Raw genomic sequence first — 23,672 nt, 5'->3', positions numbered from 1 at the left:
AAAAGGATGATAGTCCTGTCAATATAAGTGAAAGGATATTAAAAAATACTGTTTCTGATTTGAAATAGTATTTTTTTTGCTGTTATTCTGTCTCCGGTTGCTGATAGTATATATTAATGATTTTGGTTCTCCATTTTTGTAGCTGTTTGATAATTTCTTCCAGGTTTTGCTGAGAATTTAGAGCAATGATACCATTGTAAACAGGATAATCGTGAATATTTAAGTGATAATGATTTAAAGTTTTATGTGAAAAGTCCGGATCGTTTTTTATGTACTTTGCGAGAGTGAAAATGAGTGAAATAGCTGGTTCGGAATAGTAAAGTTGAGAGTTATCTTCTTCATTAACAATTTTAACGCCTGTTAATACTGTTTTTAGATAGTGCTCAAACGCCAGAATAGCCAGATTGTATATTGATTCATGTTCATACTTTTCGTCCATTGTTCCCCACCAGTCAATAGCAAGTTCTTCACCTCTTAAATGGGCTATGGCTTTATTGAGTCCTTTTACGATAACCTTCAGTCTTTCGAAATCAGAATCATGAGAGAGTGCGTGATGTATAAGCTGTTCTCTGGTTAGGTCCATTGTTTAATTTTTATTTTCATGATTAAAGTTTAAAAATAATAAAACTCAATAAAAAACGCAGAACTAAAAAGCTCTGCGTCAATTTTTACTGATATTTTATTTTATGTATTCTGCTTGATTCGTTTGGCAGACATATTCAAAAATCGTTTAACAAGGAATACGGCAGATACCGTCAATCCTAATCCCAGAGCAATCCACATTCCGAAAGCTCCCATTTTTAATGTTACACAGAAGAAATATCCTAAAGGAATGGTAATCACCCAATAGGCGATGAAGGTATAAATAGACGGGATTTTTACATCCTGCAGACCTCTCAGCATTCCCAGAGCGGTCACCTGAATTCCGTCAGAAAGCTGGAATAAGGCGGCAATGATCATCAGTTTTGCGGCCAGAGTAATCACTTCCACTTCTTCCTTTTTGGTGAAGAATGTAGGCAGTATGTTTCGGCCTAAGATAAATACCAATCCACAGATACACATGAAAATAAAAGCGATCTTTAGGTTGTTGATCCCGACTTTTCTTAATTCAACAAAGTTTTGTTCCCCAAGCTTCCGACCAATCATTACGGTAGAAGCAACACTGAACCCTACACATAAGTTGAAGGTGAAAGAAGCCATACTCAATGCGATCTGGTGAGAGGCAATGTCATGAGCTGAGATCAGTCCGCAGATGAATGCCGCCCCTGCAAATGCCGTTACCTCAAAAAACATCTGTAGTGCGGTAGGTAATCCCAGCTTCACCATTTTATCAAACATTTTCTTAGAGAAGTCCTGAACTTTCAATGAAAAATCCTTGATGTAACGTCTTGTTCTTTTTTCTTTCAACAGTACAACGTACAGGAAAACAACCATGAAAATTCTGGAGATCAGAGTCGCCAGAGCAGAACCTTTTACCCCCATTGGAGGGAATCCGAAAAGCCCTTTAATAAATACATAGTTTAAAGCGATATTGATAATATTCGCAATGATGGTCGCTTTGGTTACTCCAATCGTATAAGATAAGCCTTCTGAAACCTCACGAAGCGTCTGAAATGCCATAAACGGAACCATACTGATTACCATAATACTTAAAAAGCTTACAGTATCAGGAATAATCTTGGCAGGCTGCCCGGAATGGTAGAGTAGAGGCATTCCTAAAAGAAGGATGACCATCAGGATAATTCCCACAGACATATTGATCACAAATCCATGGCTGAAAACCGAATTGATGGTCGCGTGATCTTCTTTTGAGTGCGCTTCTGAAACCAACGGCGGAATGGCAAACGAAAACCCGAGTGCCAATACGAATATGGAGAAAAATACTGCATTTCCTAATGAAACGGATGCCAAAGCGTCGGCACCTAAAAGTTTTCCGACAATAATATTGTCGAATAGATTTACTGAAACCTGCCCCACCTGAGTAAGCATCACAGGCAGAGCCAAAGTCAGGCATTCTTTTGTATAGTTTTTGTTTAAAAAGTTCATAATATTTTAAGATTCATATAGTTTATAATTCAAATAGGACAAAAAAAAAATTTGCAGTGATGAACTGCAAATTTTTATAATTTATGGTGAATAATCGCTAAATTATTTCCTTACAAAACTTGCAACGTCACTTTCGGAAACAGTGTTCCCTCCAAGAATGATTAATCTTTCCACAACGTTCCTTAATTCTCTGATATTTCCAGTCCATGAAAGCGCTTTTAAAGCATCAATCGCTTTATCATCAAACTTTTTCACAGCAGTACCATGCTCATCGGCAATCATACCGGAGAAGTGCTCAACCAATAACCTAATGTCTTCTTTTCTATCATCCAATGGCGGAACATAGATTTCAATAACAGAAAGTCTGTGGTAAAGGTCTTCTCTGAATTTTCCTTCTTCAATTTCTTTCTGCATGTTCTTATTGGTTGCCGCAATAACTCTTACGTCAACCTTAATCTCTTTATCACTTCCTACAGGAGAAACTTTGCTTTCCTGAAGCGCTCTCAACACCTTTGCCTGAGCGATAAGGCTCATGTCTCCAATTTCGTCAAGGAAGATCGTACCGCCGTTAGCCTGCTCAAATTTCCCCTGCTTATCTTTGATAGCACCGGTAAAAGATCCTTTTACGTGTCCGAAAAGCTCAGATTCAATAAGCTCAGATGGGATAGCAGCACAGTTAACTTCCACCATTGGCCCTCTTGCACGGTCACTCTGATTGTGAATAGCGTGAGCTACCAACTCTTTTCCAGCTCCGTTAGGACCTGTGATCAGAACTCTGGCATCAGAAGCTGCAACCTTTTCGATCATGTCCTGGATCTTTTGAAGCGCAGGAGAGGTACCGATCATCTGGTATTTTTTGTTTACTTTTCTCTTTAATGTTTTGTTTTCAGTCTGAAGATTTTTGTTTTCTTTCTTCAGAGTTTCTTTTACCAAGGCATTCTTTACACTGGTGATCAGTCTGTTGATGTCAATTGGCTTGGAAATGAAATCATATGCACCCTCTTTCAGACAAGAAACTGCAGAATCGATGTCTGCGTGTCCCGAGATCATGATAAAAGTAGTTTCAGGTTTTAGGGCAAGACTTTGTTTTAAAAGCTCGGTTCCTGAAAGTTTAGGCATCTTAATATCAGAAATCACCAATGCGAAATCTTCTTTTTCTACCTGTTTGTAACCTTCAAGGCCGTCTTCGGCGATGACAAATTCATAATCGGTAAGTTCATCCGAAAGAATACTGTGAAGTACTCCCGAGATTGCTTTTTCGTCTTCTACTATAAGGATTTTTTGCATAGTTGCAAATTTAAATTTTTTGTTTCAATTATTAGCAAAAACCGTACCTAAAAATTCTATTTTGAATAGTCTCTTCTGCCAAAAATCGCAGATCCTACTCTCACAGAATTAGCCCCACACTCAATAGCCACCGGGAAATCATCACTCATTCCCATTGATAAGGTATTCAGTGTTTTTAGTTGATTCAAATCATCAAAAAGACTTTTTAAGATTAAAAACTCTTTTCTGACCTGTTGTTCGTCTTCTGTAAACGTAGCCATACCCATCAGTCCGGTTATTGTAATATGAGGGTGTTTTCCGTCAAGATATTGCTGGAAAAGCTCTCTGGCTTCCGATATTTCAAGTCCGAACTTGGTGTCTTCTGCTGCGATCTTTACCTGAAGAAGAACTTTAATGATTCTGCCGTTCTTGCCTGATTCTTTATTGATTTCAACTAAAAGCTTCTCAGAATCCACGCTTTGTATGGTGTCGATAAACGGTGCGATATATTTAACCTTATTGGTCTGCAGGTGCCCGATCAGATGCCACTGAATGTCTTCAGGAAGCAGGGGAGCTTTCTCCATCAGTTCCTGAACTTTATTTTCTCCAAAGACTTTCTGTCCCAGATCATAGACTTCCTGTATAGCAGAAACCGGATGCGTTTTTGAAACCGCAACCAGTTGAACTTCCGCCGGAAGCTGATTTTTTATAGCCTGATAATTTTCTTTAATACTCATAAAGGCAAATTTCCGAAATTTAGAGCAAGGTTCAAAGGAACATGATAAGAAATAGGCACAAAAATCTCTATTTCCTGCCTCTTACTTTGAACCTGACATCTGAATTAATTCAACACTTCGTTGATTTTAGGATATTGAGAAATTTTTCTGAAAACAAATTTGTTGCTCTTCTGAAGTTTTTCAATAAAGAGATCCAGTTCGTTGATAGAATCTGTGTCTCTTAGATATTGATCATGAGTAAGAAAGACCAGGTGTCTTGATGTTTTTTCCAGATCGTTAAGAAAAATACTGTCCACTTTCTTAAGCATGGCTTCATGGCTTCCTTTCAGAGTCATTCTTTGAGAGGGCCTCCATTCCAGATCCCAGCCGATTACTTTATAGCCTGCTTTTTTAAGGCCATCTGCTGCGGCAGTAGTGCTTTTAATATCGGTAACATTAATATTGTTAAGCCTCCAGATATTTCTGCCCGGAGTTCTTGCTATTTTATCATAAAGTTTCAGACTGTCTTTGGCGATGTCAAAATCACGGACAACTGCGTCAGCATTCTTATAAAAATCTGTGTATTTGTTGTGCGCGTGGGTAAAGCTGTGATTAGCCAGTTCGATCAGTGGGTTTTTCTTCAAAAGCTCCAGATCATTTTTTTGTTTGGTGCTTCCATAAGCATGTTTGCCTACCAAAAAGGCTGTGGCACTCACATTTCTTTTATTCAGGATTTTGAGAAGATTTTCCGTTCCCTGGTTGGGGCCGTCATCAAAAGTAAGGTAGATCACTCTTTTGTCAGGATCCACGCTTTCATCGTCCATTGTCGGAGCGGGTTTTGCGGGGGGATTTTCCTGTGAATAGGTTGTCTCATTCACATCATTCTTGAAATTACAGCTGTTCAATAAAACTGAAGTTGCACTCATCAATGCAAACATCCCGAGAAAAGTCTTATTTGTTGACTTTCCCGCAAAAATTTTTCTCATAAATGTATTGGAAATTTAATTTGTTAAAAATCGTTAAAAATAACGAGTAAATGTTAACAAATTATATGCCATTTCAAACTGTATTTTGCCTTTTTAAGGTTATTTTAAGAACTTTATTTTAACGTATATTTTCGTTAATCTGTTGATTATGAAATTACGGTTTTGTTTTCGTTAAGTTTTAACATTTATAAATGTTAAAACGATAGTTTTTCTCTATTTTTGTTGGGATAATGGTATTCTTCCTTTATTTGGGAATTATTATTTTTTAACAATTGTGGAAGATATTGTCAAATGAAGCTTTTAATGCTAGATCAGAATTTTATATTGAATTAAAGTTAAAAAGAAGGGAACTCAAAAGATAAACAGACCATCTGCCAGGAAAGCGAGAAAAAGACCATTGCTGATCTTATAGAATAAAAAAACGGTCTCCTATATTTGACATTACAAACATAGAAGACCGTCTATTGTTATTTGATCTATTTTATTTTATATCCAGATCCACCGAATTCAATCTCAATGAATTTAAGATTACAGACAGAGAACTGAAGCTCATAGCTGCTGCTGCAATCATCGGTGACAGAAGAATTCCAAAGAATGGATATAATAATCCTGCTGCTACCGGAACTCCCAATACATTATAAATAAATGCAAAGAATAAGTTCTCTTTAATGTTCTTAAGAAGCTTTTCACTTAGTAGTTTGGCTTTTGCAACGCCAAGAATATCGCCTTTCAGTAAAGTGATTTCACCACTTTCAATGGCAACGTCTGTTCCTGTTCCCATTGCAATTCCTACATTGGATTGCGCAAGGGCAGGAGAGTCATTGATTCCGTCGCCGGTCATTGCTACGATTTTACCTTGTTGCTGCAATTTCTTTACTTCATTCAGTTTGTCCTCAGGTAAACAGTTGGCTTTGAAATGTTTGATTCCCAGTTCGTCAGCTACAGCCTTTGCGGTATGCTCATTGTCTCCGGTCATCATAATAACTTCAATTCCTTCGCTCAATAGCTGTTTTACCGCTTTTTTAGAACTTTCTTTAATCTTGTCCATAAAACTGATGAATCCTAATGTCTGCTGATCCAGAGCAATATAAGAGATTGTGTGGGCTTTAGACTGGACTTCTATAGCTTTCTGTCTTAAGTTGTCCGGGATTTGAATCTGGTGAGAAGTCAGCAGACTTTCATTTCCGAGATAAGCTGTTTTACCATTGATGTTTCCTTTGACTCCTTTTCCGGAGATATTTTCGAACTGATCTACTTTTTCAGCAGCTATATTTTCATCCTTTGCTTTTTTAATGACTGCATTGGAAAGTGGATGTTCAGAATTCTGGTTGAGTGAAAATGCCAGTTTTAAAATCTGATTTTTATCTTCATTGTTTATCGTTTCAATATGTTCTACAGATGGTTTTCCTTCCGTTAACGTTCCTGTTTTATCAGTAATCAGCACATTTACTTTATTCATTTGTTCCAGTGCTTCAGCGTTCTTGATCAGAATACCGTTTTTAGCTCCTTTTCCTATTCCTACCATCAAAGACATGGGAGTTGCCAATCCAAGAGCACATGGACAGGCTACGATCAGAACAGCAACTGCATTCACAAAGGCAAATAAACTTCTTTTTCCTTCCGGTCCGAAAAACTGCCATAGAATAAAGGTGAGGGCCGCAATAAGAATAACTACAGGTACAAAAACCTTTGAAACTTTATCTGTTAGCTTCTGAATAGGGGCTTTGCTTCGGCTGGCTTCATTTACCATTTTGATGATCTGGGAAAGTAAAGTTTCGTCACCTACTTTTTCCGCTTTCATAATGAATACCTGATTGCCATTGATGGTTCCCGAGGAAACTTTGTCATCGATCGCTTTTTCAACCGGAACAGGTTCTCCGGTGATCATACTTTCGTCTACCACTGAATTTCCTTCCACGATTTTCCCGTCAACCGGGATTTTTTCACCTGGTTTTACTTTTAAAAGATCTCCGATCTTCACCTGAGAAAGCAGAACCTTTTTTTCTTCTCCGTTTACAATGAGATTGGCTTCATCGGGTGAAAGATTCATTAATTCTTTAATGGCATTTCCTGTCTTTTTGTGAGCCGCAGCTTCCATTAGCTGTCCTAAAATAACCAGCGTAAGAATAACACAGACTGCCTCGAAGTAGAGTGGGATCTCATGATTGTGCCCACGGATCTCATGCGGAATAATGTCCGGGAAAATCAATGCAACAATACTGAAAATAAAAGCGGCAGCAACTCCCAGAGCAATAAGACTGAACATATTAAGATTCCAGGTTTTGAAAGAAACCCATCCTCTTTTCAATAAGAACCAACCGGAATAAAACATCACCGGAAGAGTCAGTGCAAGCTCAATAAACCCTTGAATCTGATGGGAAAAAGGAAAGTTAATGAACATTCCACCCATAGAAAGGATAAAAACAGGAATGGTGAAAGCGAGTGAAATAATGAATTTTCTTTTCAGAATATTGTAGGTTTCATCTTCCTCATCTTCTCCGCTATCCGGCATTCTTACCAGATCCATTCCACAGATCGGGCAGTCTCCCGGTTCATCGCGGATGATTTCAGGGTGCATTGGGCAGGTATATTTTGCTGTTTTCTTTTCAGGATATTTCACCAGATCCATTCCACAAACAGGACATCCTACATTAGAATCGTAAGTTTTGTCTCCTTCACAGTACATTGGGCAGTAATATCTGCCTGCCATTTCATCTGTAACCTTAGGGGCGTCATGATGATGGTTGTGGTGGTCATGGCTGTGACCATGGTGATGGGAATGAGAGTGGGATGTTACATTTTTTGCGAGATTTTCGGTAATTTCTTCCAAATGCATATGGCATACAGGGCAGTCTCCCTTTTCATCATATACCTTATCGCCTTCGCAGAACATCGGACAATAATATTTTCCAATATTGTCTTTAAAGTTCTCCGGAAGGTTGGCGGAAGAATAAGCAGGTTTGTGATTAGGATCTTTTGCCAGCTTTTCCTCGATGGGAACTAAGTACATATTACATACAGGGCATCTTTCACCTTGTTTGAAATATACTTTTTCTCCTTCACATTCCATCGGGCAATAATAAACTGAAGACGGTGATACACGATCCTGAGGTTTTACAAAAGCTTTTTCCGGGTTGTCCGGATCTTCAAGTCTGTATTTTCCTATTTCTGCCAAAGCATCATTTAAAACGGAGAGTCCGATCTCATGATCAGAAGTGATTGTTGCTGTGTTGTTTTCCAGATTAACATCTGCTGTTACTCCCTGAACGCTGTTCAGCTGATTCGATATTTTTTTCTGGCAACCGGAACAGGTCATTCCAAGTATTTTATACTGTCGTTCCATGATTCTAAATTTATAGTACAAATTTCCAAAATGGAATTGTAAGGTTGTTATAAATTTAAGGATAATAGTTATAGAATTTGGAGCGCAAGTGGAATGGAGGAGTGGAGGGGTTGGAGAGTCGGAGCGTGGGAGGGTTAGAGGGAGAGTTTGTAGTATTTATAAGGAACAAAGTTGAATAATAACGATTGATCTTTTATAAGGCATATGTAATAGGATATTATCAATAATCTATCTTTGTCCTCCCACGCTCAAACTTCTAAAGATTATCCAGTGATTTTCTGTGGTGTTCTTTTAGCTTCTTGAATTCGGTAGGAGTAAATCCTGTCACATTACGGAATTGGGAAGAGAGATGCTGAACACTTTTATAGCCCAGTTTTCCTGCAATTTCGGTAAGATTGAATTCATTATATAAAAGAAGTTCTTTCACCTTTTCAATTTTCTGAAGGATGAAAAACTGTTCTAACGTAATATTTTCATTTTGCGAAAATGTTTTTGAAAGAGAACTGTAGTCCTTATAAAGTTGGGAACTTAGAAATTCTGAAAGCAGAAAATCTTCGTCGACATCCAGTTCACTGACTTTAATGATAATCAGATTCTTTATTTTTTCAATCATCTGATGGGCTGAATCCATGATTCTTTCAAAGCCGGTTTCAAGAAGTTCTTTTTCAATGGTCAGCATTTTGTCTGCAGGAACGTCAGATTCAGTTTCTGCTTCCCCCAGTATCACGGAGGTTGTCTTTACTCCTGCGGTATTGAAAATGTTTTCAACGGCAGCAATACACCGGTTGCAGACCATGTTTTTGATGAAAACTTTCATATTCCGGTGTTTAGCCTGTCTTTTACAAACTCAATCTGGGTTTTACCATGTGGAGCCGGATTTCCGTCGCTGTCAAGGTTTACCATTACGATTTTGTCAACGGTAATAATGGTCTGATGGGTCATTTTATTTCGGACATCACATCTTAGCGTGATAGAAGAAGATCCAAAATGGATGGCTTCGATACCGATTTCTATAATATCACCTTGTTTGGCAGAGCTTACAAAATTAATTTCAGAGATGAATTTGGTTACCACTTTTGTGTTTTCCAACTGGATAATGGCATATAGGGCAGCTTCTTCATCAATCCACTGTAAAAGTCTTCCTCCGAAAAGAGAATGATTAGGATTTAAATCTTCAGGTTTTACCCATTTTCTGGTATGATAGTTCATTTTTTAATAATTTATAGTACAAATTTAGGGTTAAATGCTGATCTAATCAATAGAATAGTATTTATTGATCTGAAAAGAATCATTCATTTTCTCGATCATTTTCTTTTGGAGCGCATGGCTTTTGTCTTATTGACTGACGGATCATGCAAAATCTTTTGATAGTTTTCACTTTCTACGGGAAACATAGCTACTTTTCCTTCATTGTTATGATGAAACCCAAATCCATATCTTTTAGCAAGGGGAGAGGAGCGGAGACATGCCTGACCTTTGGAGAAGAACTGCTTCCTTGTTTCTTCTCTTTCACTTTCTGAAATATCATTTTTGAGGGCATAGCATTCGAAGATAATATCATCCGAGGTATATTGGTAAGGACTTTTTATCAGTTTTTCATATTGAAGATTTGCCAGTGTTTTCTCCTTCTTTTCGGGAGGGATCTGGGCATGGTCAACGGGGCAGTCTTCAGCAACTTCAATGAGGGTATTGGTGTAATTGGTGGTATGCAGTTTCATGTTTGATTGGTTTTTTACAATTTTATGAAATTAAAGGATGATAAAGAAAATTATAAATATAAGGATAGTCTCTGTCTTTTAGTAATGATTCCCGTTTTCATAGAGGGCAAGGTCTTAGGTATTTATGTTTTAATTTCAATTGCTGATAGGTGCTCTAAACCATTGTTTTATAAGTGTTTTTTAGAATTGTTTTGGTTGTTTTAATTCTTTAGATTCAACATAATGTGAGAAATATTTAAAAAAAGCTTTGATTTGAAATTTTTAATTGTATCTTGCATACGTTTATATTTGGAATCAATATTTGTTCATTAATTTATGTTGTTTTTCTTTTATATACCAAATTTTTATTAATTTTTTAATTTATTCAAAATGAACATTTTTGTTTCAAACATCAATTACGCAACTAAAGAGTATGAGTTGCACGATCTTTTCGCAGAATTTGGCGATGTATCATCTGCTAAAATCGTTACAGACAGAGAGACTGGTCGTTCCAGAGGTTTCGGTTTCATAGAAATGGGTGATGAAGAAGGAAAGCAAGCTATTGAAGCTCTTAACCAAAAAGAATTCAACGGAAAAACACTAAATGTTTCCGAAGCTAAACCAAGAGAAGAAAAACCAAGAAGAAGCTTCGATAACAACAGAGGTGGAGGTTATGGTAACAACAATAATAGAGGCGGAGGCTATGGTAACAACAACCGTGGCGGAGGCGGAAATCGTTGGTAAAAATATGAAGCGGCTTTTTAGCCGCTTTTTTTATGAAATTTAATTGGCAGAAAATCATTCAATTAGTTATTTGTATTGAAGATTCCTGTTTTTTGGCATAATTTTAGAAAATTCTCAATCAATCAAAAAAGTAATTATAATGAAAAAACATTTATTAACATTAATGATGGTGTTTGGCGGATTATTATTGAATGCACAAAATATCTATAATGGCCAGACATTGGAACAGAATAGAAAATATTGGTCAAATAATAACAGGTATTATCTGATATTCCAGAATGATGGGAATCTGGTTCTATACAACAGAAGCGGAGGTTCGGTCTGGGATTCCAAAACTTCAGACAGAGGGGTAAAAGCGGTTTTTCAGGATGATGGTAACCTGGTAGTGTATACTCCGAGAAATGGAGTGGCTTTTAGTTCCAATACCAACGGTAGAGGCGCTAATAAACTGACCGTTCAGGATGATGGTAACCTTGTGGTATATAATAATTCCAGTCCTTTGTGGGCTTCAAAAGATGGAAGCAGAAACAATAATGACAGATTTGGCCGTGGCGGAGGTTCTGTAGATCCGGGACATAAATTCCGCAGAGGAGATAAGCTTTATTCTTCTGATGGTAACTATTATTTATCATTCCAGGATGATGGTAATCTGGTATTGTCAAACAGAAATGGGAATGCGATCTGGGGAGCCGGTACCGATAATAAAGGAAGCAGAGCCGAATTCCAGAATGATGGAAATCTGGTTGTATATGATTCTTACAACAAAGCTATATGGAGCTCAAATACATCCCGAAGAGGAGGTAACAAGCTTACCGTACAGAATGATGGTAACCTGGTGATCTACGGAAACTATTCTCCGGTGTGGAGCTCAGGAACTCAAAGATAATTTTTATTTCATATAAAAGAAGAGGCTGCCCGCAGGGCAGCCTCTTCTTTTGCTTTGCTCTTATCAATACATCAATGTTTTCGTAGTAAATACTGATATAGTTATTATAAGGAACTGATCCCGGCGAAGTCCAACTGAAACTATTTCTCCCAATCAGATTCTCTACCTGAATCAGGAACTTTCACTGCTTCTCTTTTTTTTCAGCAGGATTCATTATTGATTGTCCGGGAGATTGCTATGCGTCTTTTTTCTTTTTTTTCTTTTTGTCTTTTTCTTTGTCCTTATCTTTATCCTTGTCTTTTCCTTTTGTTTTCTTTTCTTTTTTAGGGCTTAAGATTTCTTCGGCGTATTCAAACTTCGGTTCTTCAATTTTTGCCGGTTTTATTTCGATTTTTAGATCAAAATACCCTTTCATATCTTCCTGGGAGATTAATTTTTCGCTCAATAAAAGCTCAAGAATCTCTTTTCCCGAATCATTAAAAAAGTGATGTGAAAGTTCTTTTAATAGAAATTTTTTATATTCATCCAAAGGAACAAGTACAGTATATTTGAAGATTCGCCCCTCTTTTGCGGTAGACAGATACCCTTTTTCAACCAATATTTTCAGATAAGTAGATACTGTATTCTGATGGGGTTTGGGTTCTGGATGCTGCTCCATAACGTCCTTCAGATAGAAAGATTCCATTTTCCAAAACAGCTTCATAAAGTTTTCCTCTGCGGAAGTAAGATGATTAATTTTCATAAGGGATTCTAATGTTGAAATTGAATATTGCAATAAAGATAGAGAAAAGATACCATAAAAGCTATTCCAGCGCCCATAAATACCTCTTTTATGGTGTGTCTTTTTAAAATAACCCGGGTAATTCCGACCAGGGTTGCTATTCCCAGCCATAGCAGCCCCATTTTCCAGTCTAAGGTGAAAAACAGAGCGGCTGTAAATATATTGAATGCCGTGTGCATTGAACTTTTAATAAAAAAGTTGCTGACCTGAAGGGCGAAAAGCAGTATTAAAATAAACAGCATGACAAGATCAACAGATCCGGTTCTGCTATAATTAAAGATCAGATAAGTTATTATACAGGCTGCAATAAATATATACAGTGTTTTCCGCTGAACTCTATTGGATACATCCATATTGGTATATCTTCCCGTTTTTACATTCCATACCAGCCATATAATCACCGGAACAATAATCATCAGGGATATAGGCAGGAAGTAAAGAAGTGAATCTTTGAGGGTGTATTCTCTGACACTCATATAGATAAAAAAGATAATAAGGGAAGTCAGAGGATTGAAAAAATCAGAAATGATCTTTGAGATTTTCAACAGCAGGGGAGACGGTGTTTCTTCCATATTCAGGTTTAAGCTTCAAATATAATACTATAACCTCAAAAAACCAATGGAATCAACTGTAGCAATGCGAAGAATATATCCAGAAATTTTGTTGATTTTTTAGCTGTAAAACAATATCAGATTATTTGTTTTTAATTCAATAGTGAATTTTTATTAAAAATTATAATTTTAGTGGTCTGTTTCTTCCATCTGATTAAAAGCCGTGTCGGATTTGATATAGCGAAGGATTCATTCGGATAAGGAATGGAAAGAAATTAAAGTTCAGACAGCGAAATTACACGGTGATTTTGTTAACAGCATTGAAGATGGAACCTTAAAACTGACCGGTTTTTCCCCGGAAAAGAGGTTGTTGAAATAACCAAAAGATATGTTAACAATAATTAAAGATGGAAGAATAAAGAGAATAAAATATAAAGCTTTTTGAATTATCGACTTCATCCATTATTTCAGGTAAGCTACACAGACAGGGAGATTTCTTAGATGCTTTAACCAAAAATCAATAGTAGGAATGCTGTTCCATAAGCGTTTCTGAGGGTCGAAAATTAAGAATAATCCATTCCGCCTGCAAATAGATTTTACAGAAAAATCGAAAAGTTATCTATGTATAGAATAAAAACAAAGTTTTTTTCATAATTTTGCTCAACTATTTCATCATAAAAAAGCAAGAGCTAACACATGAAAGAATTTTCTAAAGAGGTATACCTGAAGTGGTATGAAGATATGACAATGTGGAGAAGGTTTGAAGACAAATGCCGTTCTCTTTACCTAAAACAAAAGATCAGAGGATTTTTACATTTGTATAACGGTCAGGAAGCTATTCCTGCCGGATTCACACATGCAATGGACCTTACGAAGGACAGTATGATTACTGCCTACAGATGCCACATCCATCCAATGGCGATGGGAGTAGATCCTAAGAGAATCATGGCAGAACTTTGTGGTAAAGCAACAGGTACATCCGGAGGTATGGGTGGATCTATGCACATTTTCAGCAAAGAACACCGTTTCTACGGAGGTCACGGTATCGTTGGAGGACAAATTCCTTTGGGAGCAGGTATTGCTTTTGCAGATAAATATTTCGACAGAAAAGCGGTAAACATCTGTTTCTTCGGAGACGGTGCTGCAAGACAAGGTTCTCTGCATGAAACATTCAACATGGCAATGAACTGGAAGCTTCCTGTAGTATTTGTTGTAGAAAACAACCAGTACGCAATGGGAACTTCTGTAAAAAGAACAGCCAACCACGAAGATATCTACAAGTTAGGATTAGGATATGAAATGCCTTGCCTTGCAGTAGATGCAATGGACCCTGTAAAAGTAGCTGAAGCCGCTTACGAGGCTATTGAAAGAGCAAGAAGAGGTGATGGGCCAACGTTCATTGAAGCAAGAACTTACCGTTACAGAGGACACTCTATGTCTGATGCGGAACCATACAGATCTAAAGAAGAAGTAGCGGTTCACAAAAATGATGACCCAATCGAATTGGTAAAACACAGAATCCTTGAAAACGGATGGGCTACAGAACAGGAATTAGAAGCTATCGATAACAAGTCCAGAGACTTTGTTGAAGAGTGCATCGAATTCATGGAGAACTCTCCATATCCGGACGCTGAGAAAATCTATGAGTATGTGTATGCTCAGGAAGACTATCCATTCTTAGACAAGTTAGAAAACTAAAAGATAATGAGTTAATTTGACCATTTGAAAATTTGGAAATGTGATAGAGTATGTCCTTTTTTAATTTTCAAATTTTCAGATTGCTAAATTTTCAAATAAAAAATAATTATGGCAGAAGTAATTACGATGCCCCGCCTTTCCGACACTATGACGGAAGGTAAAGTGGCGAAATGGCATAAAAAAGTAGGAGATAAAATAAAGGAAGGAGATATTTTAGCTGAAATTGAAACTGACAAAGCTGTTCAGGATTTCGAATCTGAAGTAGAAGGTACCCTTTTATACGTGGGGGTAGAAGAAGGTGCTGCCGCTGCTGTAGACTCTGTTTTGGCAATTATCGGTAATGAAGGAGAAGATATTTCAGGATTGACAGGTGGAGCAGCTGCTCCCAGTGCAGGTTCTGAAGAAAAAAAATCAGAAGAACAGCCTAAAACCGAAACTGTGGAAACTGCTACTGCAGAAGTTCCGGCAGGAGTAGAAGTGGTTACCATGCCAAGACTTTCTGATACAATGACAGAAGGTAAAGTGGCGAAATGGCACAAAAATGTAGGAGATACAGTAAAAGAAGGAGATCTTCTTGCTGAGATCGAAACAGATAAAGCTGTACAGGATTTCGAATCTGAATTCAATGGAGTACTATTGAAGCAAGGTGTAGAAGAAGGTGGTGCTGCTCCGGTTGATTCCGTATTGGCAATCATTGGCCCTGCAGGTACAGATGTTTCAGGAGTAGGAGCTCCTAAAGCTGCTCAAGCATCAGGGAAACCGGCTGAGCAAAAAGCAGAAGCTAAAACAGAAGAAAAAGCTGCTCCGGCTGCTAATACTTCATCTTCTGACAGAGTAGCTATTTCTCCATTAGCTAAGAAAATGGCTCAGGATAAAGGAGTTGACATCAATGCTGTTCAGGGGTCAGGTGAAAACGGAAGAATCGTTAAGAAAGATATTGAGAACTATCAGCCGGCTGCAAAACCAGCTGCTTCAGCTCCGGCTGCAAGTGCTGCCGCTCAGGTTGCTGTAAGCTTCGTTCAGGGTGAAGATACAGAGACACCAAACTCTCAGGTAAGAAATGTTATCGCGAAACGTCTTTCTGAAAGTAAATTCTCTGCTCCTCACTATTATCTGATGGTTGAAATCAACATGGATAAAGCCATTGAAGCGAGAAAAGAGATCAACTCTATTCCGGATACGAAGATTTCATTCAACGATATGATCATTAAAGCAACTGCAATTGCTTTAAGAAAACACCCACAGGTAAATTCAAGCTGGGCGGGAGATAAGATCATCCATAGAGGAAATATCAACGTTGGTGTGGCTGTAGCTATTCCTGACGGATTGGTAGTTCCGGTATTGAAAAATACAGATCAAATGTCTTATACTCAGATCTCTGCAGCTGTAAAAGATATGGCTTCAAGAGCTAAGAATAAAGGCCTTAAGGCAAATGAAATGGAAGGATCTACATTCTCTATTTCTAACCTTGGAATGTTCGGTATCGAAACGTTTACAAGTATCATCAATCAACCAAACTCTGCTATCCTTTCAGTAGGTGCAATCATCGAGAAGCCAATTGTGAAGAATGGTCAGATCGTAGTAGGTAACACCATGAAACTTTCATTGGCTTGTGACCACAGAGTGGTAGACGGTGCTACAGGTGCTCAATTCTTACAGACATTAAGAACCTATTTAGAAAATCCATTAACATTGTTACTGTAATTTCTAGTATATACAATATCAAAACCTCCCAATCGGGAGGTTTTTTTTGTTTGTTGTTTTTTATCTTTACATTGAGAAAATAAGTATATTTAATAGTAAATAGTAGGTTGAAAACTAAATAAAATGAAAAAAGCATTGCTCCTTTTCTCTGTCCTTGTAAGCGCTCTGGTATTGAGCCAGGAAATCAAAGAAAACCAACCTTTTCCAGCATTTTCCGTTAAAACTGAGAAAGGTATTTTAAAATCATCCGATTTAAAAGGGAAGGTTGTACTTGTCAATTTTTTTGCAACATGGTGTGGTCCTTGTCTGCAGGAACTTCCCCATTTACAGGATGAAGTATGGGAAAAGTATAAAGACAATAAAAAGTTTTCTTTGCTGGTCATAGGCAGAGAGCATTCTCAAAATGAGATAGAAGCTTTTAAAGCTAAAAAAGGATTTACCCTTCCCATTTATGCAGATGAAGACAGGGCTATCTATTCTCTTTTTGCGAAAGAATATATTCCCAGAAATTATATCATAGATAAAAGTGGAAAAGTAGTTTATGCATCAGTAAGCTATAGTGAGCCGGAATTTAAAGAGATGCTTAATAAACTTGATGAGCTGTTGAAATAATATTCCTGTCAAAATGAATTTTTCTTCACTACTTTTTTCTAATAAATAGAAGAAACTGTAATCGATTTTTAATATCAGATAGCAGAAAATGATAAAACTTTTCATTTTGAAGGATTTGGCTGTTATTAGACTTTAAGTTTTTGGAATTATCATGCTTCTTCTTTATGGAATTTCAAAATCAAATTACTATTTTTGAATTATGATTAAAGCGAGAAATATCCATAAATCTTATGGGAATTTAGAGGTACTGAAAGGAGTTGATATTCATATCAAAATGGGAGAGGTGGTTTCTATTGTAGGCGAATCGGGAGCAGGTAAATCTACATTGCTGCAGATTCTGGGAACCCTTGATCACCCGACTCATTCCAGTAAATATGACACTGAAATTGCGATTGCAGGAGAATCATTTATCAATATGAATGATAAGCAGCTTTCAAAATTCAGAAACCAGAATATCGGTTTTGTATTTCAGTTTCACCAGCTTCTTCCGGAGTTTACAGCACTGGAAAATGTATTGCTTCCGACAAGAATTGCCGGGGCCAATGAGAGAGAAGCTATCGAAAAAGCATATGCTTTATTTGAAGATCTGAAAATAGAACAGAGACTGAATCATAAGCCCAATCAGCTTTCTGGTGGAGAAGCTCAGAGGGTTGCCGTAGCAAGAGCTTTAATCAATTCACCAAAGATTATCTTTGCCGACGAGCCAACAGGAAACCTGGATTCAAAAAATGCAGATGATCTTCACAGGTTATTTTTTGATCTGAGAGATAAGTACAATCAGACCTTTGTCATTGTAACGCATAACCCGAATCTTGCTGAAATCACAGACCGGAAGCTCGTCATGAAAGACGGAATGATTATAGAATAGCAGAACACACACCAAATGATGAAACACTTTATTTTTCTTTTTATATTTTTAGTTTCCTGTTCAAAGGCAGATTCTCAGCATTTGAATGCTTCAGGTGTGCCTCAGTCAAAGATATTTGAAATTAAAGATTATATCAAAGGAAAAGAGTACAATCAGGAGTTGGCGGTTTTTATTAATTTTAAAATTCCTTCAGGAAAGTACCGTTACTTTATCTATGATCTGAAAAATAATAAAATACTGCAAAAAGCAGTCGTTTCTCATGGCTCAGGTTCTGTTGTCCCAAGATCCAATGGATTACAGTTCAGTAATGTGGAAGGCTCTTATCAGTCTTCATTAGGAAAATACTCGATTGGTGAAAGCTATGTTGGGAAATTTGGAAAGGCCTATCGCTTGAAAGGATTAGATTCTACCAACAGCAATGCGATGCAAAGAGCTATTGTACTTCATGCTTTAGGATGTGTTCCGGATACAGAATCTGAAAACCCGGCATGCCTGAGTTTAGGCTGTCCCATGCTTTCAGTAAATGCACTTAAAAAATCTGCCCAATATATTGATCAATCCAAGCAACCGATCATTTTATATGCATTTTATTAATCTATAATCTCACCGCTCCATGACTATAAAATTTCTTGCTGAAGATGACAGACCCAGAGAAAAGCTTTTACATAAAGGTAAAGGCTCACTTTCTGATTCTGAACTATTGGCAATCATTATGGGAAGTGGAAATAAAGGAGAAAGTGCGGTGGAACTGGCAAGAAAAATTTTAATTTCGGTTGACAACAACTGGCACCAATTAAGTCTTCTCTCCGTCAAAGACCTGATGAAATTTAAAGGAATTGGTGAAGCAAAAGCCATTTCTATTACTTCCGCTTTAGAAATAGGAAGAAGAAAATCAGGGCAGGAAATTCCGGAAAAAACTACGATTGGAAATAGTAATGACGCCTATTTAATACTAAAAAATCAGCTTGCTGATTTGAGAACTGAAGAGTTTTGGGCTATCTTTCTGAATACCAGCAATAAGGTAATTCATGTCTCACAGTTGACACAGGGAGGGATAAACCAGTCTGTAGTCGATGTAAGGGTTTTATTTAAAACAGCTCTGGATCATTTTTCAACGGGAGTTATCATTGCTCATAATCATCCATCCGGTAGTCTGAAACCAAGCCGGGAAGACATTTCTATTACACAAAAAATAAAAGAAGCAGGAAAAACATTAAGCATTCAGCTTCTTGATCACCTTATTATTACCCAGGATTCTTACTTTAGTTTCTCGGATGCAGGCTTATTATGATTAGAAGATTGAAATACCATGAAATTGATTTTGTAAAGTATACACAGTGTTTAGAGAATTCTGAGCAGAAAAAATATAGTGCTGCCAGAGAATTTCTAGATATTACTTCAAAAAAACAATGGGAAGCCCTGGTTTATAAAGACTATGAAGCGGTAATGCCTGTTCCTTATGTAAGGAAATATGGGCTGAAAATTGTTCACAACCCGAAACTCTGCCAGCAGTTGGGGATTTTTTCCAACAAAGATAATATTGACGTTAATGAGGCTTTTTTAGAATACCTGGAAGAGAATTATATGATAAGGATTTATTCCTTTAATGACGTCAATCAGTTTCATACCAAAATCAGGGTTAAGAAGAATTTTCTGCTTTATCCCGATTCTTATGAAAAGATTTATGCCGGATATTCCCCGAAAAGAAAGAGGAAGCTCAGGCTGAGTGAGGATGTTATAGAGGAATCTGAAATCAGAGTTATCTCTTATGATGAAGCAAAAGCTTTTATAGAAGCGAATACCATAGGCCTGAATAAAGACAATGATTTATCAGAATTCATGAGGATTTTTGAGCACTTTTACCAGCTGAATCATCTTAAGTTCACCGCTTTTTATTATCAACACAAGATCATTAATATGATTGCAACATATTCGGATGATAAAATGGTGGCACTTCTGGGTAATTTCAATGATAAAGAGTATGTGAAATTGTCCGGAGCGTCAGTACTGATCGATCATGTAATCAAAGAAACGATTAAAACTCATACTTTTGATTTTGAAGGAGGAGAGTTGCCTAATATAGAAGAGTTTTTCAGAGGATTTCGTCCGGAATTAAAGCCCTATGGAATCATTGAAAACTCGAAAAAGAACCTTTTTAAAAAGCTTGGTTATCTTACAGTGAATGCTAAACCCTTTTTATAAAGAAAGCTTTGTTTAGATTGGTTCTAATTAAGGAATATTCCGTAACTTTATACAACCCTTATTAAAACATTTATGTTACAACAGATTCGTCATTACAAACTCTCATATATGCTGTATAACTTATTTAAGAAAAGTAAGTTGAAGCATAATATTCCATTGTACAAAAAATACGGAATCAATAAGAGCTATTTTTCCAGTATTTCCAGTAAAGACTTTGCTCACCTTCCTGCCAGTGAAAGATCGGTAGACTATACTCAACTTACAGAAACTCCTTTTTTTAAGAAATTATCAGAAGAGAATAAAGAAAGTGCTCTTCAGTATGATGATAATGGATATATGATCCTGAGAAACTTTATTACTCCTGAGACCGCCGACCAAATCAATACAGAGATTGATAAGCTGATGGCAGATGGAACTCTGAAGTTTATTTACGGAGGAAAGCTGATGTTTGCTATTCATCACTCAGAAATCATTAAAAATATTGGAAACGACAAGGAATTGCTAGACTTTTTATCTGTTTTACTGGATGGTAAATCCAAACTTTTCCAGAGTATCAATTTTATTAACGGAAGCCAGCAGAAAACCCATTCAGACAGTATTCATATGACGACATATCCGTTGGGGGGACTGTTGGGTGTATGGATTGCACTGGAAGATGTAGATGAAACCAACGGTGCATTGCATTACATTCCTAAAAGTCATAAACTGCCTTATTTCCTTAATTCTGATTATGATAATGAGGGAACCGCTTTAAAAATCGGTAAGAAAAGTTACAGAGCTTATGAAACATTTCTGGAAGATAAGGTAAAAGAATTAGGGTTAAAAAAAGAAGTCTTCAAAGCGAAAAAAGGAGATATGCTAATCTGGCATGCCAATATTCTTCATGGCGGAGAGCCTCACACCGATAAAAACAGAACGAGAAAGAGTCTTGTCTATCATTTCTTTGACGAAAACAGCGTATGCTATCATGAGGTGACGCAAAGACCGGCACTGTTTGAGCTTTAATCTAAGCTTATCCTTTATCACAAAAGGTTTTGTAAGAATATAGATTTAGAAAAATAGTTTTTCTACATTTGTATTCTTATAATATTTCTGTATGAAAAAAAGGGAAAATATTCTTGTTTTTATATTTTCGATCTACGTCTGTATCATGTCATACTATCTGTATACCCACCAGCATTACAATACTGATATGGAAGCTTATATGGGATTGATCTATAAAACAGAATATCCCGATATGAAGATTGAAGAAATCCATCAGAAAGTATATGATGAATTGAGAGAAAAAAATCCCCATTTTGCAGGCTTTGATCCTGTAGATCCTTATGTGGAGGAAATGGCAAAGGGAGAAAGTATCTATTATAAGACCTTGGCCGAAAATCCTAAAGCCTATGAAGAAGAATTACAGCTTTTTGCGGTAAAACCTTTTTATAACTTTACCAACTGGTTCTTTTTCAAGCTTGGTTTCAGTGCATCAACTTCTACTTTTATGATTTCGATCATTTCTTATGCTCTGATTCTTATTCTGATTTTCAGCTTTTTGATCAGGATCTTAAGAAATTATTCCCTTGCTTTTATTATAACCATCCTGATTTCCCTGTTCAAACCTCTTTTAGAATCGAGCAGACATGCTTCTGCAGACTCTTTGTCATGTTTATTGCTGCTTTTAAGCTTTTATAGCTTTGGAATCAGGAAAAACTTTTTTGCTGCATGTATTTTTGCGATGTTATGCATTCTGACAAGGCCGGAATACTTTATTTTGTACTCTTTTCTTTCCGTTTTTATTTATCTGTATAGAAAAGACCTCCAGATTAAGATGGCTCCGTTATTGATCTCCTATGGATATTTGTTTCTTGCTTTCTTTCTGATTCAGGCCTTTAATCAGGTTTCCTGGTCTACCTTATTTATGAACCAGTTTACCAAAGTTCAGATTTACCCTGTCTCACAACCTGATCCGTTTCATTTTCCGGATTATCTTCAGTTTATCAAAAGTAAGTTGCTGTTCGAATTCAATTCTTCTTATTTTCCGATCTTCTTACTTTTTATAATTATTCTTCTGGCCAATAACTTTTCTTTCAAAAACAGAAAAAACCAGGCTCAGTTCCTGTTTTTTGCAATTATTTACGGGACTGTTTTTTTAAGATTTCTTGTTTTTCCGTCCTTGGTCAACAGAATGATGCTGGGCTTTTACCTCCTGATTATCCTCTCTATGATCTATATACAGAATTCTAAAGTCAATATCTTTAAAAACTCTTTACAAGACGGAAAATAATTAGTAATTTTGCAGTCTAAAATTATGATGAATCTTTCAGGATATTTACCCTATGCATTTGCATTAATTATCGCAATTCCTTTTCTGGTTTTGCTCAGACAATTTGTACATTCCTACATTACCCTTAAGAATCAGGAAATCAAACTGCTTAGCGTAAAATCAAATTCAGAGAATAAGGCACATTCCTATGAAAGGATGACTTTGTTTCTAGACAGGATAAAACCTTCGAATCTTGTACAGAAGTTTGATAAAGGGCTGGCGGTTCATGAATTTATTTTCCTTACAGAAAAGACCATCAATGATGAGTTTGAGTATAATACTTCACAACAGCTTTATGTGACGAAGAACTCATGGAAAAATATCGTAGACTCTAAAAATGCAATTATAGAACTGCTTCACAGAACCTATGACGGATTGAAAGGAAATGCTGAACTGGAAGAGTTCAAGACTATTTTCATCATGAATTACATGGAAGGCAATGATTATATTGCAGCAACCATGGAAGACCTAAGAAAAGAAATTTTAATAATAACTTAAAAAATAACAGATAAATAATGATTCCAAATTTTAAAGCACATCCATGGCACGGAATTTCTGCAGGAGAAGATGCGCCAAATGTTGTAAACGTATTTGTGGAAATTGTTCCTTCAGATACTATTAAATATGAAGTAGATAAAGAAACAGGATATTTAAAGGTAGACAGACCACAGAAATTCTCTAATATCATCCCGGCTTTATATGGTTTTGTTCCAAGAACATATTGTGATAAAGAAGTGATGAAACTTGCTGTTGAAGCAGGAGCTACTGATGTGACAATGGGAGATCATGATCCACTTGATATTTGTGTTTTAAGCTCTCACAATATTCATGCAGGAGGTTTATTAATGGAAGCTATTCCAATCGGTGGTTTCAAAATGATCGATGGAGGAGAAGCTGATGATAAGATTGTAGCAGTAATGATCAATGACCACGCTTTCGGACACTTCAGAGATATTGCTGAACTTCCTGAAGCAGAAGTAAAAAGATTGATGCACTACTTCCTGACGTACAAAAACTTACCGGATGAGCCTGCAAAATGCAGAATCCAGGAGGTTTATGGAGCAGAGCATGCAAGAAAAGTGATCAAAGCTTCTCAAATAGATTATGCAGATAAATTCGGAGGATAAGATTCTCTGATTGACAATATAAAAAGGATGAACGGAAAACGTTTGTCCTTTTTTTGATTAAAAGCCATGAGTTTTTTAAATATATTTCTTACTGCGAAACTGAACTGAATAACCCTTAATGGTGTAAATCTAAA

At 36.7% G+C, this 23,672-nt stretch carries 24 protein-coding genes; 13 read left to right on the top strand and 11 right to left on the bottom strand.

What is annotated here, in order from left to right:
• Window positions 1-82: 82 nt before the first annotated feature.
• From AC106K_RS08585 to AC106K_RS08545, 9 genes are all read right to left on the bottom strand, one after another.
• Window positions 83-583 carry a hypothetical protein gene (locus AC106K_RS08585; RefSeq protein WP_482444530.1) on the bottom strand — a complete coding sequence of 167 codons (501 nt, stop codon included), beginning with the start codon at window positions 581-583 and terminating at the stop codon, window positions 83-85.
• Between the two features lie 101 nt (window positions 584-684).
• Complete coding sequence (locus tag AC106K_RS08580) at window positions 685-2,046, bottom strand: MATE family efflux transporter (RefSeq protein WP_482444528.1); 1,362 nt, start codon at window positions 2,044-2,046, stop codon at window positions 685-687.
• Between the two features lie 102 nt (window positions 2,047-2,148).
• Entirely contained in the window at window positions 2,149-3,333 is a 1,185-nt protein-coding gene (locus AC106K_RS08575; protein ID WP_482444526.1) for a sigma-54-dependent transcriptional regulator, read from the bottom strand.
• 56 nt (window positions 3,334-3,389) lie between these two features.
• On the bottom strand, window positions 3,390-4,049 hold the full coding sequence (locus AC106K_RS08570; protein ID WP_482444525.1) for a YggS family pyridoxal phosphate-dependent enzyme: 660 nt from the start codon (window positions 4,047-4,049) through the stop codon (window positions 3,390-3,392).
• A 104-nt stretch (window positions 4,050-4,153) separates the two neighbouring features.
• The gene (locus AC106K_RS08565; protein ID WP_482444523.1) at window positions 4,154-5,014 is read right to left on the bottom strand and encodes a polysaccharide deacetylase family protein; all 861 of its coding nucleotides are present in this window, start codon (window positions 5,012-5,014) and stop codon (window positions 4,154-4,156) included.
• 481 nt (window positions 5,015-5,495) lie between these two features.
• On the bottom strand, window positions 5,496-8,357 hold the full coding sequence (locus AC106K_RS08560; protein ID WP_482444522.1) for a heavy metal translocating P-type ATPase: 2,862 nt from the start codon (window positions 8,355-8,357) through the stop codon (window positions 5,496-5,498).
• Between the two features lie 256 nt (window positions 8,358-8,613).
• Window positions 8,614-9,174, bottom strand: a complete 561-nt coding sequence (locus tag AC106K_RS08555; RefSeq protein ID WP_482444520.1) for a helix-turn-helix domain-containing protein — start codon at window positions 9,172-9,174, stop codon at window positions 8,614-8,616.
• Window positions 9,171-9,566 carry an acyl-CoA thioesterase gene (locus AC106K_RS08550; RefSeq protein ID WP_047099054.1) on the bottom strand — a complete coding sequence of 132 codons (396 nt, stop codon included), beginning with the start codon at window positions 9,564-9,566 and terminating at the stop codon, window positions 9,171-9,173. Before AC106K_RS08550 ends, AC106K_RS08555 begins: the two co-directional genes overlap by 4 nt.
• 95 nt (window positions 9,567-9,661) lie before the next feature.
• The gene (locus AC106K_RS08545) at window positions 9,662-10,075 is read right to left on the bottom strand and encodes a DUF6157 family protein (RefSeq protein WP_482444518.1); all 414 of its coding nucleotides are present in this window, start codon (window positions 10,073-10,075) and stop codon (window positions 9,662-9,664) included.
• Window positions 10,076-10,444: 369 nt separating this feature from the next.
• Here AC106K_RS08545 and AC106K_RS08540 point away from each other — a divergent pair, with 369 nt between their 5' ends.
• Together AC106K_RS08540 and AC106K_RS08535 are read left to right on the top strand one after the other, a co-directional pair.
• Window positions 10,445-10,798 (top strand): RNA recognition motif domain-containing protein, encoded by a 354-nt coding sequence (locus tag AC106K_RS08540; protein WP_027375202.1) that lies wholly within the window; start codon window positions 10,445-10,447, stop codon window positions 10,796-10,798.
• A 139-nt stretch (window positions 10,799-10,937) separates the two neighbouring features.
• Window positions 10,938-11,684, top strand: coding sequence for a hypothetical protein (locus AC106K_RS08535; RefSeq protein WP_482444516.1), 747 nt, complete (start codon window positions 10,938-10,940; stop codon window positions 11,682-11,684).
• Between the two features lie 235 nt (window positions 11,685-11,919).
• Here AC106K_RS08535 and AC106K_RS08530 read toward each other — a convergent pair whose 3' ends face one another.
• Window positions 11,920-12,426, bottom strand: coding sequence for a BlaI/MecI/CopY family transcriptional regulator (locus AC106K_RS08530; RefSeq protein WP_482444514.1), 507 nt, complete (start codon window positions 12,424-12,426; stop codon window positions 11,920-11,922).
• An 8-nt stretch (window positions 12,427-12,434) separates the two neighbouring features.
• Entirely contained in the window at window positions 12,435-13,037 is a 603-nt protein-coding gene (locus tag AC106K_RS08525; protein WP_482444512.1) for a phosphatase PAP2 family protein, read from the bottom strand.
• A 675-nt stretch (window positions 13,038-13,712) separates the two neighbouring features.
• Between AC106K_RS08525 and pdhA the strand changes: the two genes are divergently transcribed.
• From pdhA to AC106K_RS08470, 11 genes are all read left to right on the top strand, one after another.
• Window positions 13,713-14,714, top strand: a complete 1,002-nt coding sequence (gene pdhA / locus AC106K_RS08520; protein ID WP_047099058.1) for a pyruvate dehydrogenase (acetyl-transferring) E1 component subunit alpha — start codon at window positions 13,713-13,715, stop codon at window positions 14,712-14,714.
• A 108-nt stretch (window positions 14,715-14,822) separates the two neighbouring features.
• Window positions 14,823-16,418, top strand: coding sequence for a dihydrolipoamide acetyltransferase family protein (locus tag AC106K_RS08515; protein ID WP_482444510.1), 1,596 nt, complete (start codon window positions 14,823-14,825; stop codon window positions 16,416-16,418).
• A 123-nt stretch (window positions 16,419-16,541) separates the two neighbouring features.
• The gene (locus AC106K_RS08510) at window positions 16,542-17,030 is read left to right on the top strand and encodes a TlpA family protein disulfide reductase (protein ID WP_482444509.1); all 489 of its coding nucleotides are present in this window, start codon (window positions 16,542-16,544) and stop codon (window positions 17,028-17,030) included.
• A 199-nt stretch (window positions 17,031-17,229) separates the two neighbouring features.
• Window positions 17,230-17,898, top strand: a complete 669-nt coding sequence (locus AC106K_RS08505; RefSeq protein WP_482444507.1) for an ABC transporter ATP-binding protein — start codon at window positions 17,230-17,232, stop codon at window positions 17,896-17,898.
• A gap of 15 nt (window positions 17,899-17,913) precedes the next feature.
• On the top strand, window positions 17,914-18,492 hold the full coding sequence (locus AC106K_RS08500) for a murein L,D-transpeptidase catalytic domain-containing protein (RefSeq protein ID WP_482444505.1): 579 nt from the start codon (window positions 17,914-17,916) through the stop codon (window positions 18,490-18,492).
• Between the two features lie 19 nt (window positions 18,493-18,511).
• Window positions 18,512-19,189, top strand: a complete 678-nt coding sequence (gene radC / locus AC106K_RS08495) for a RadC family protein (protein WP_482444503.1) — start codon at window positions 18,512-18,514, stop codon at window positions 19,187-19,189.
• On the top strand, window positions 19,186-20,100 hold the full coding sequence (locus AC106K_RS08490) for a hypothetical protein (RefSeq protein WP_482444502.1): 915 nt from the start codon (window positions 19,186-19,188) through the stop codon (window positions 20,098-20,100). Before radC ends, AC106K_RS08490 begins: the two co-directional genes overlap by 4 nt.
• 108 nt (window positions 20,101-20,208) lie before the next feature.
• Complete coding sequence (locus AC106K_RS08485) at window positions 20,209-21,105, top strand: phytanoyl-CoA dioxygenase family protein (RefSeq protein ID WP_482444500.1); 897 nt, start codon at window positions 20,209-20,211, stop codon at window positions 21,103-21,105.
• 91 nt (window positions 21,106-21,196) lie between these two features.
• The gene (locus tag AC106K_RS08480) at window positions 21,197-22,372 is read left to right on the top strand and encodes a hypothetical protein (protein WP_482444498.1); all 1,176 of its coding nucleotides are present in this window, start codon (window positions 21,197-21,199) and stop codon (window positions 22,370-22,372) included.
• A 24-nt stretch (window positions 22,373-22,396) separates the two neighbouring features.
• Window positions 22,397-22,909, top strand: a complete 513-nt coding sequence (locus AC106K_RS08475) for a DUF7935 family protein (protein WP_185114451.1) — start codon at window positions 22,397-22,399, stop codon at window positions 22,907-22,909.
• Between the two features lie 17 nt (window positions 22,910-22,926).
• Window positions 22,927-23,538: an inorganic pyrophosphatase gene (locus AC106K_RS08470; protein WP_482444496.1), complete on the top strand. Its 612-nt coding sequence runs from the start codon at window positions 22,927-22,929 to the stop codon at window positions 23,536-23,538.
• Window positions 23,539-23,672 lie beyond the last annotated feature (134 nt).

It is taken from the genome of Chryseobacterium sp. FR048 (assembly GCF_056844665.1).
Note: the sequence above shows the minus strand (reverse complement) of the source record. Positions and strands in the feature narration are given on the sequence as shown.

Excerpts from the sequence above, each read along its gene's own strand:
- AC106K_RS08505 (WP_482444507.1), top strand. The coding sequence starts at position 17,230 with ATGATTAAAGCGAGAAATATCCATAAATCTTATGGGAATTTAGAGGTA.
- AC106K_RS08500 (WP_482444505.1), top strand. The coding sequence starts at position 17,914 with ATGATGAAACACTTTATTTTTCTTTTTATATTTTTAGTTTCCTGTTCA.
- AC106K_RS08560 (WP_482444522.1), bottom strand. The coding sequence starts at position 8,357 with ATGGAACGACAGTATAAAATACTTGGAATGACCTGTTCCGGTTGCCAG.
- AC106K_RS08530 (WP_482444514.1), bottom strand. The coding sequence starts at position 12,426 with ATGAAAATTAATCATCTTACTTCCGCAGAGGAAAACTTTATGAAGCTG.
- AC106K_RS08580 (WP_482444528.1), bottom strand. The coding sequence starts at position 2,046 with ATGAACTTTTTAAACAAAAACTATACAAAAGAATGCCTGACTTTGGCT.
- AC106K_RS08510 (WP_482444509.1), top strand. The coding sequence starts at position 16,542 with ATGAAAAAAGCATTGCTCCTTTTCTCTGTCCTTGTAAGCGCTCTGGTA.
- AC106K_RS08475 (WP_185114451.1), top strand. The coding sequence starts at position 22,397 with ATGATGAATCTTTCAGGATATTTACCCTATGCATTTGCATTAATTATC.
- AC106K_RS08485 (WP_482444500.1), top strand. The coding sequence starts at position 20,209 with ATGCTGTATAACTTATTTAAGAAAAGTAAGTTGAAGCATAATATTCCA.
- AC106K_RS08550 (WP_047099054.1), bottom strand. The coding sequence starts at position 9,566 with ATGAACTATCATACCAGAAAATGGGTAAAACCTGAAGATTTAAATCCT.
- AC106K_RS08545 (WP_482444518.1), bottom strand. The coding sequence starts at position 10,075 with ATGAAACTGCATACCACCAATTACACCAATACCCTCATTGAAGTTGCT.
- AC106K_RS08515 (WP_482444510.1), top strand. The coding sequence starts at position 14,823 with ATGGCAGAAGTAATTACGATGCCCCGCCTTTCCGACACTATGACGGAA.
- radC (WP_482444503.1), top strand. The coding sequence starts at position 18,512 with ATGACTATAAAATTTCTTGCTGAAGATGACAGACCCAGAGAAAAGCTT.
- AC106K_RS08575 (WP_482444526.1), bottom strand. The coding sequence starts at position 3,333 with ATGCAAAAAATCCTTATAGTAGAAGACGAAAAAGCAATCTCGGGAGTA.
- AC106K_RS08540 (WP_027375202.1), top strand. The coding sequence starts at position 10,445 with ATGAACATTTTTGTTTCAAACATCAATTACGCAACTAAAGAGTATGAG.
- AC106K_RS08565 (WP_482444523.1), bottom strand. The coding sequence starts at position 5,014 with ATGAGAAAAATTTTTGCGGGAAAGTCAACAAATAAGACTTTTCTCGGG.
- AC106K_RS08525 (WP_482444512.1), bottom strand. The coding sequence starts at position 13,037 with ATGGAAGAAACACCGTCTCCCCTGCTGTTGAAAATCTCAAAGATCATT.
- AC106K_RS08490 (WP_482444502.1), top strand. The coding sequence starts at position 19,186 with ATGATTAGAAGATTGAAATACCATGAAATTGATTTTGTAAAGTATACA.
- AC106K_RS08555 (WP_482444520.1), bottom strand. The coding sequence starts at position 9,174 with ATGAAAGTTTTCATCAAAAACATGGTCTGCAACCGGTGTATTGCTGCC.
- AC106K_RS08470 (WP_482444496.1), top strand. The coding sequence starts at position 22,927 with ATGATTCCAAATTTTAAAGCACATCCATGGCACGGAATTTCTGCAGGA.
- AC106K_RS08535 (WP_482444516.1), top strand. The coding sequence starts at position 10,938 with ATGAAAAAACATTTATTAACATTAATGATGGTGTTTGGCGGATTATTA.
- AC106K_RS08585 (WP_482444530.1), bottom strand. The coding sequence starts at position 583 with ATGGACCTAACCAGAGAACAGCTTATACATCACGCACTCTCTCATGAT.
- pdhA (WP_047099058.1), top strand. The coding sequence starts at position 13,713 with ATGAAAGAATTTTCTAAAGAGGTATACCTGAAGTGGTATGAAGATATG.
- AC106K_RS08480 (WP_482444498.1), top strand. The coding sequence starts at position 21,197 with ATGAAAAAAAGGGAAAATATTCTTGTTTTTATATTTTCGATCTACGTC.
- AC106K_RS08570 (WP_482444525.1), bottom strand. The coding sequence starts at position 4,049 with ATGAGTATTAAAGAAAATTATCAGGCTATAAAAAATCAGCTTCCGGCG.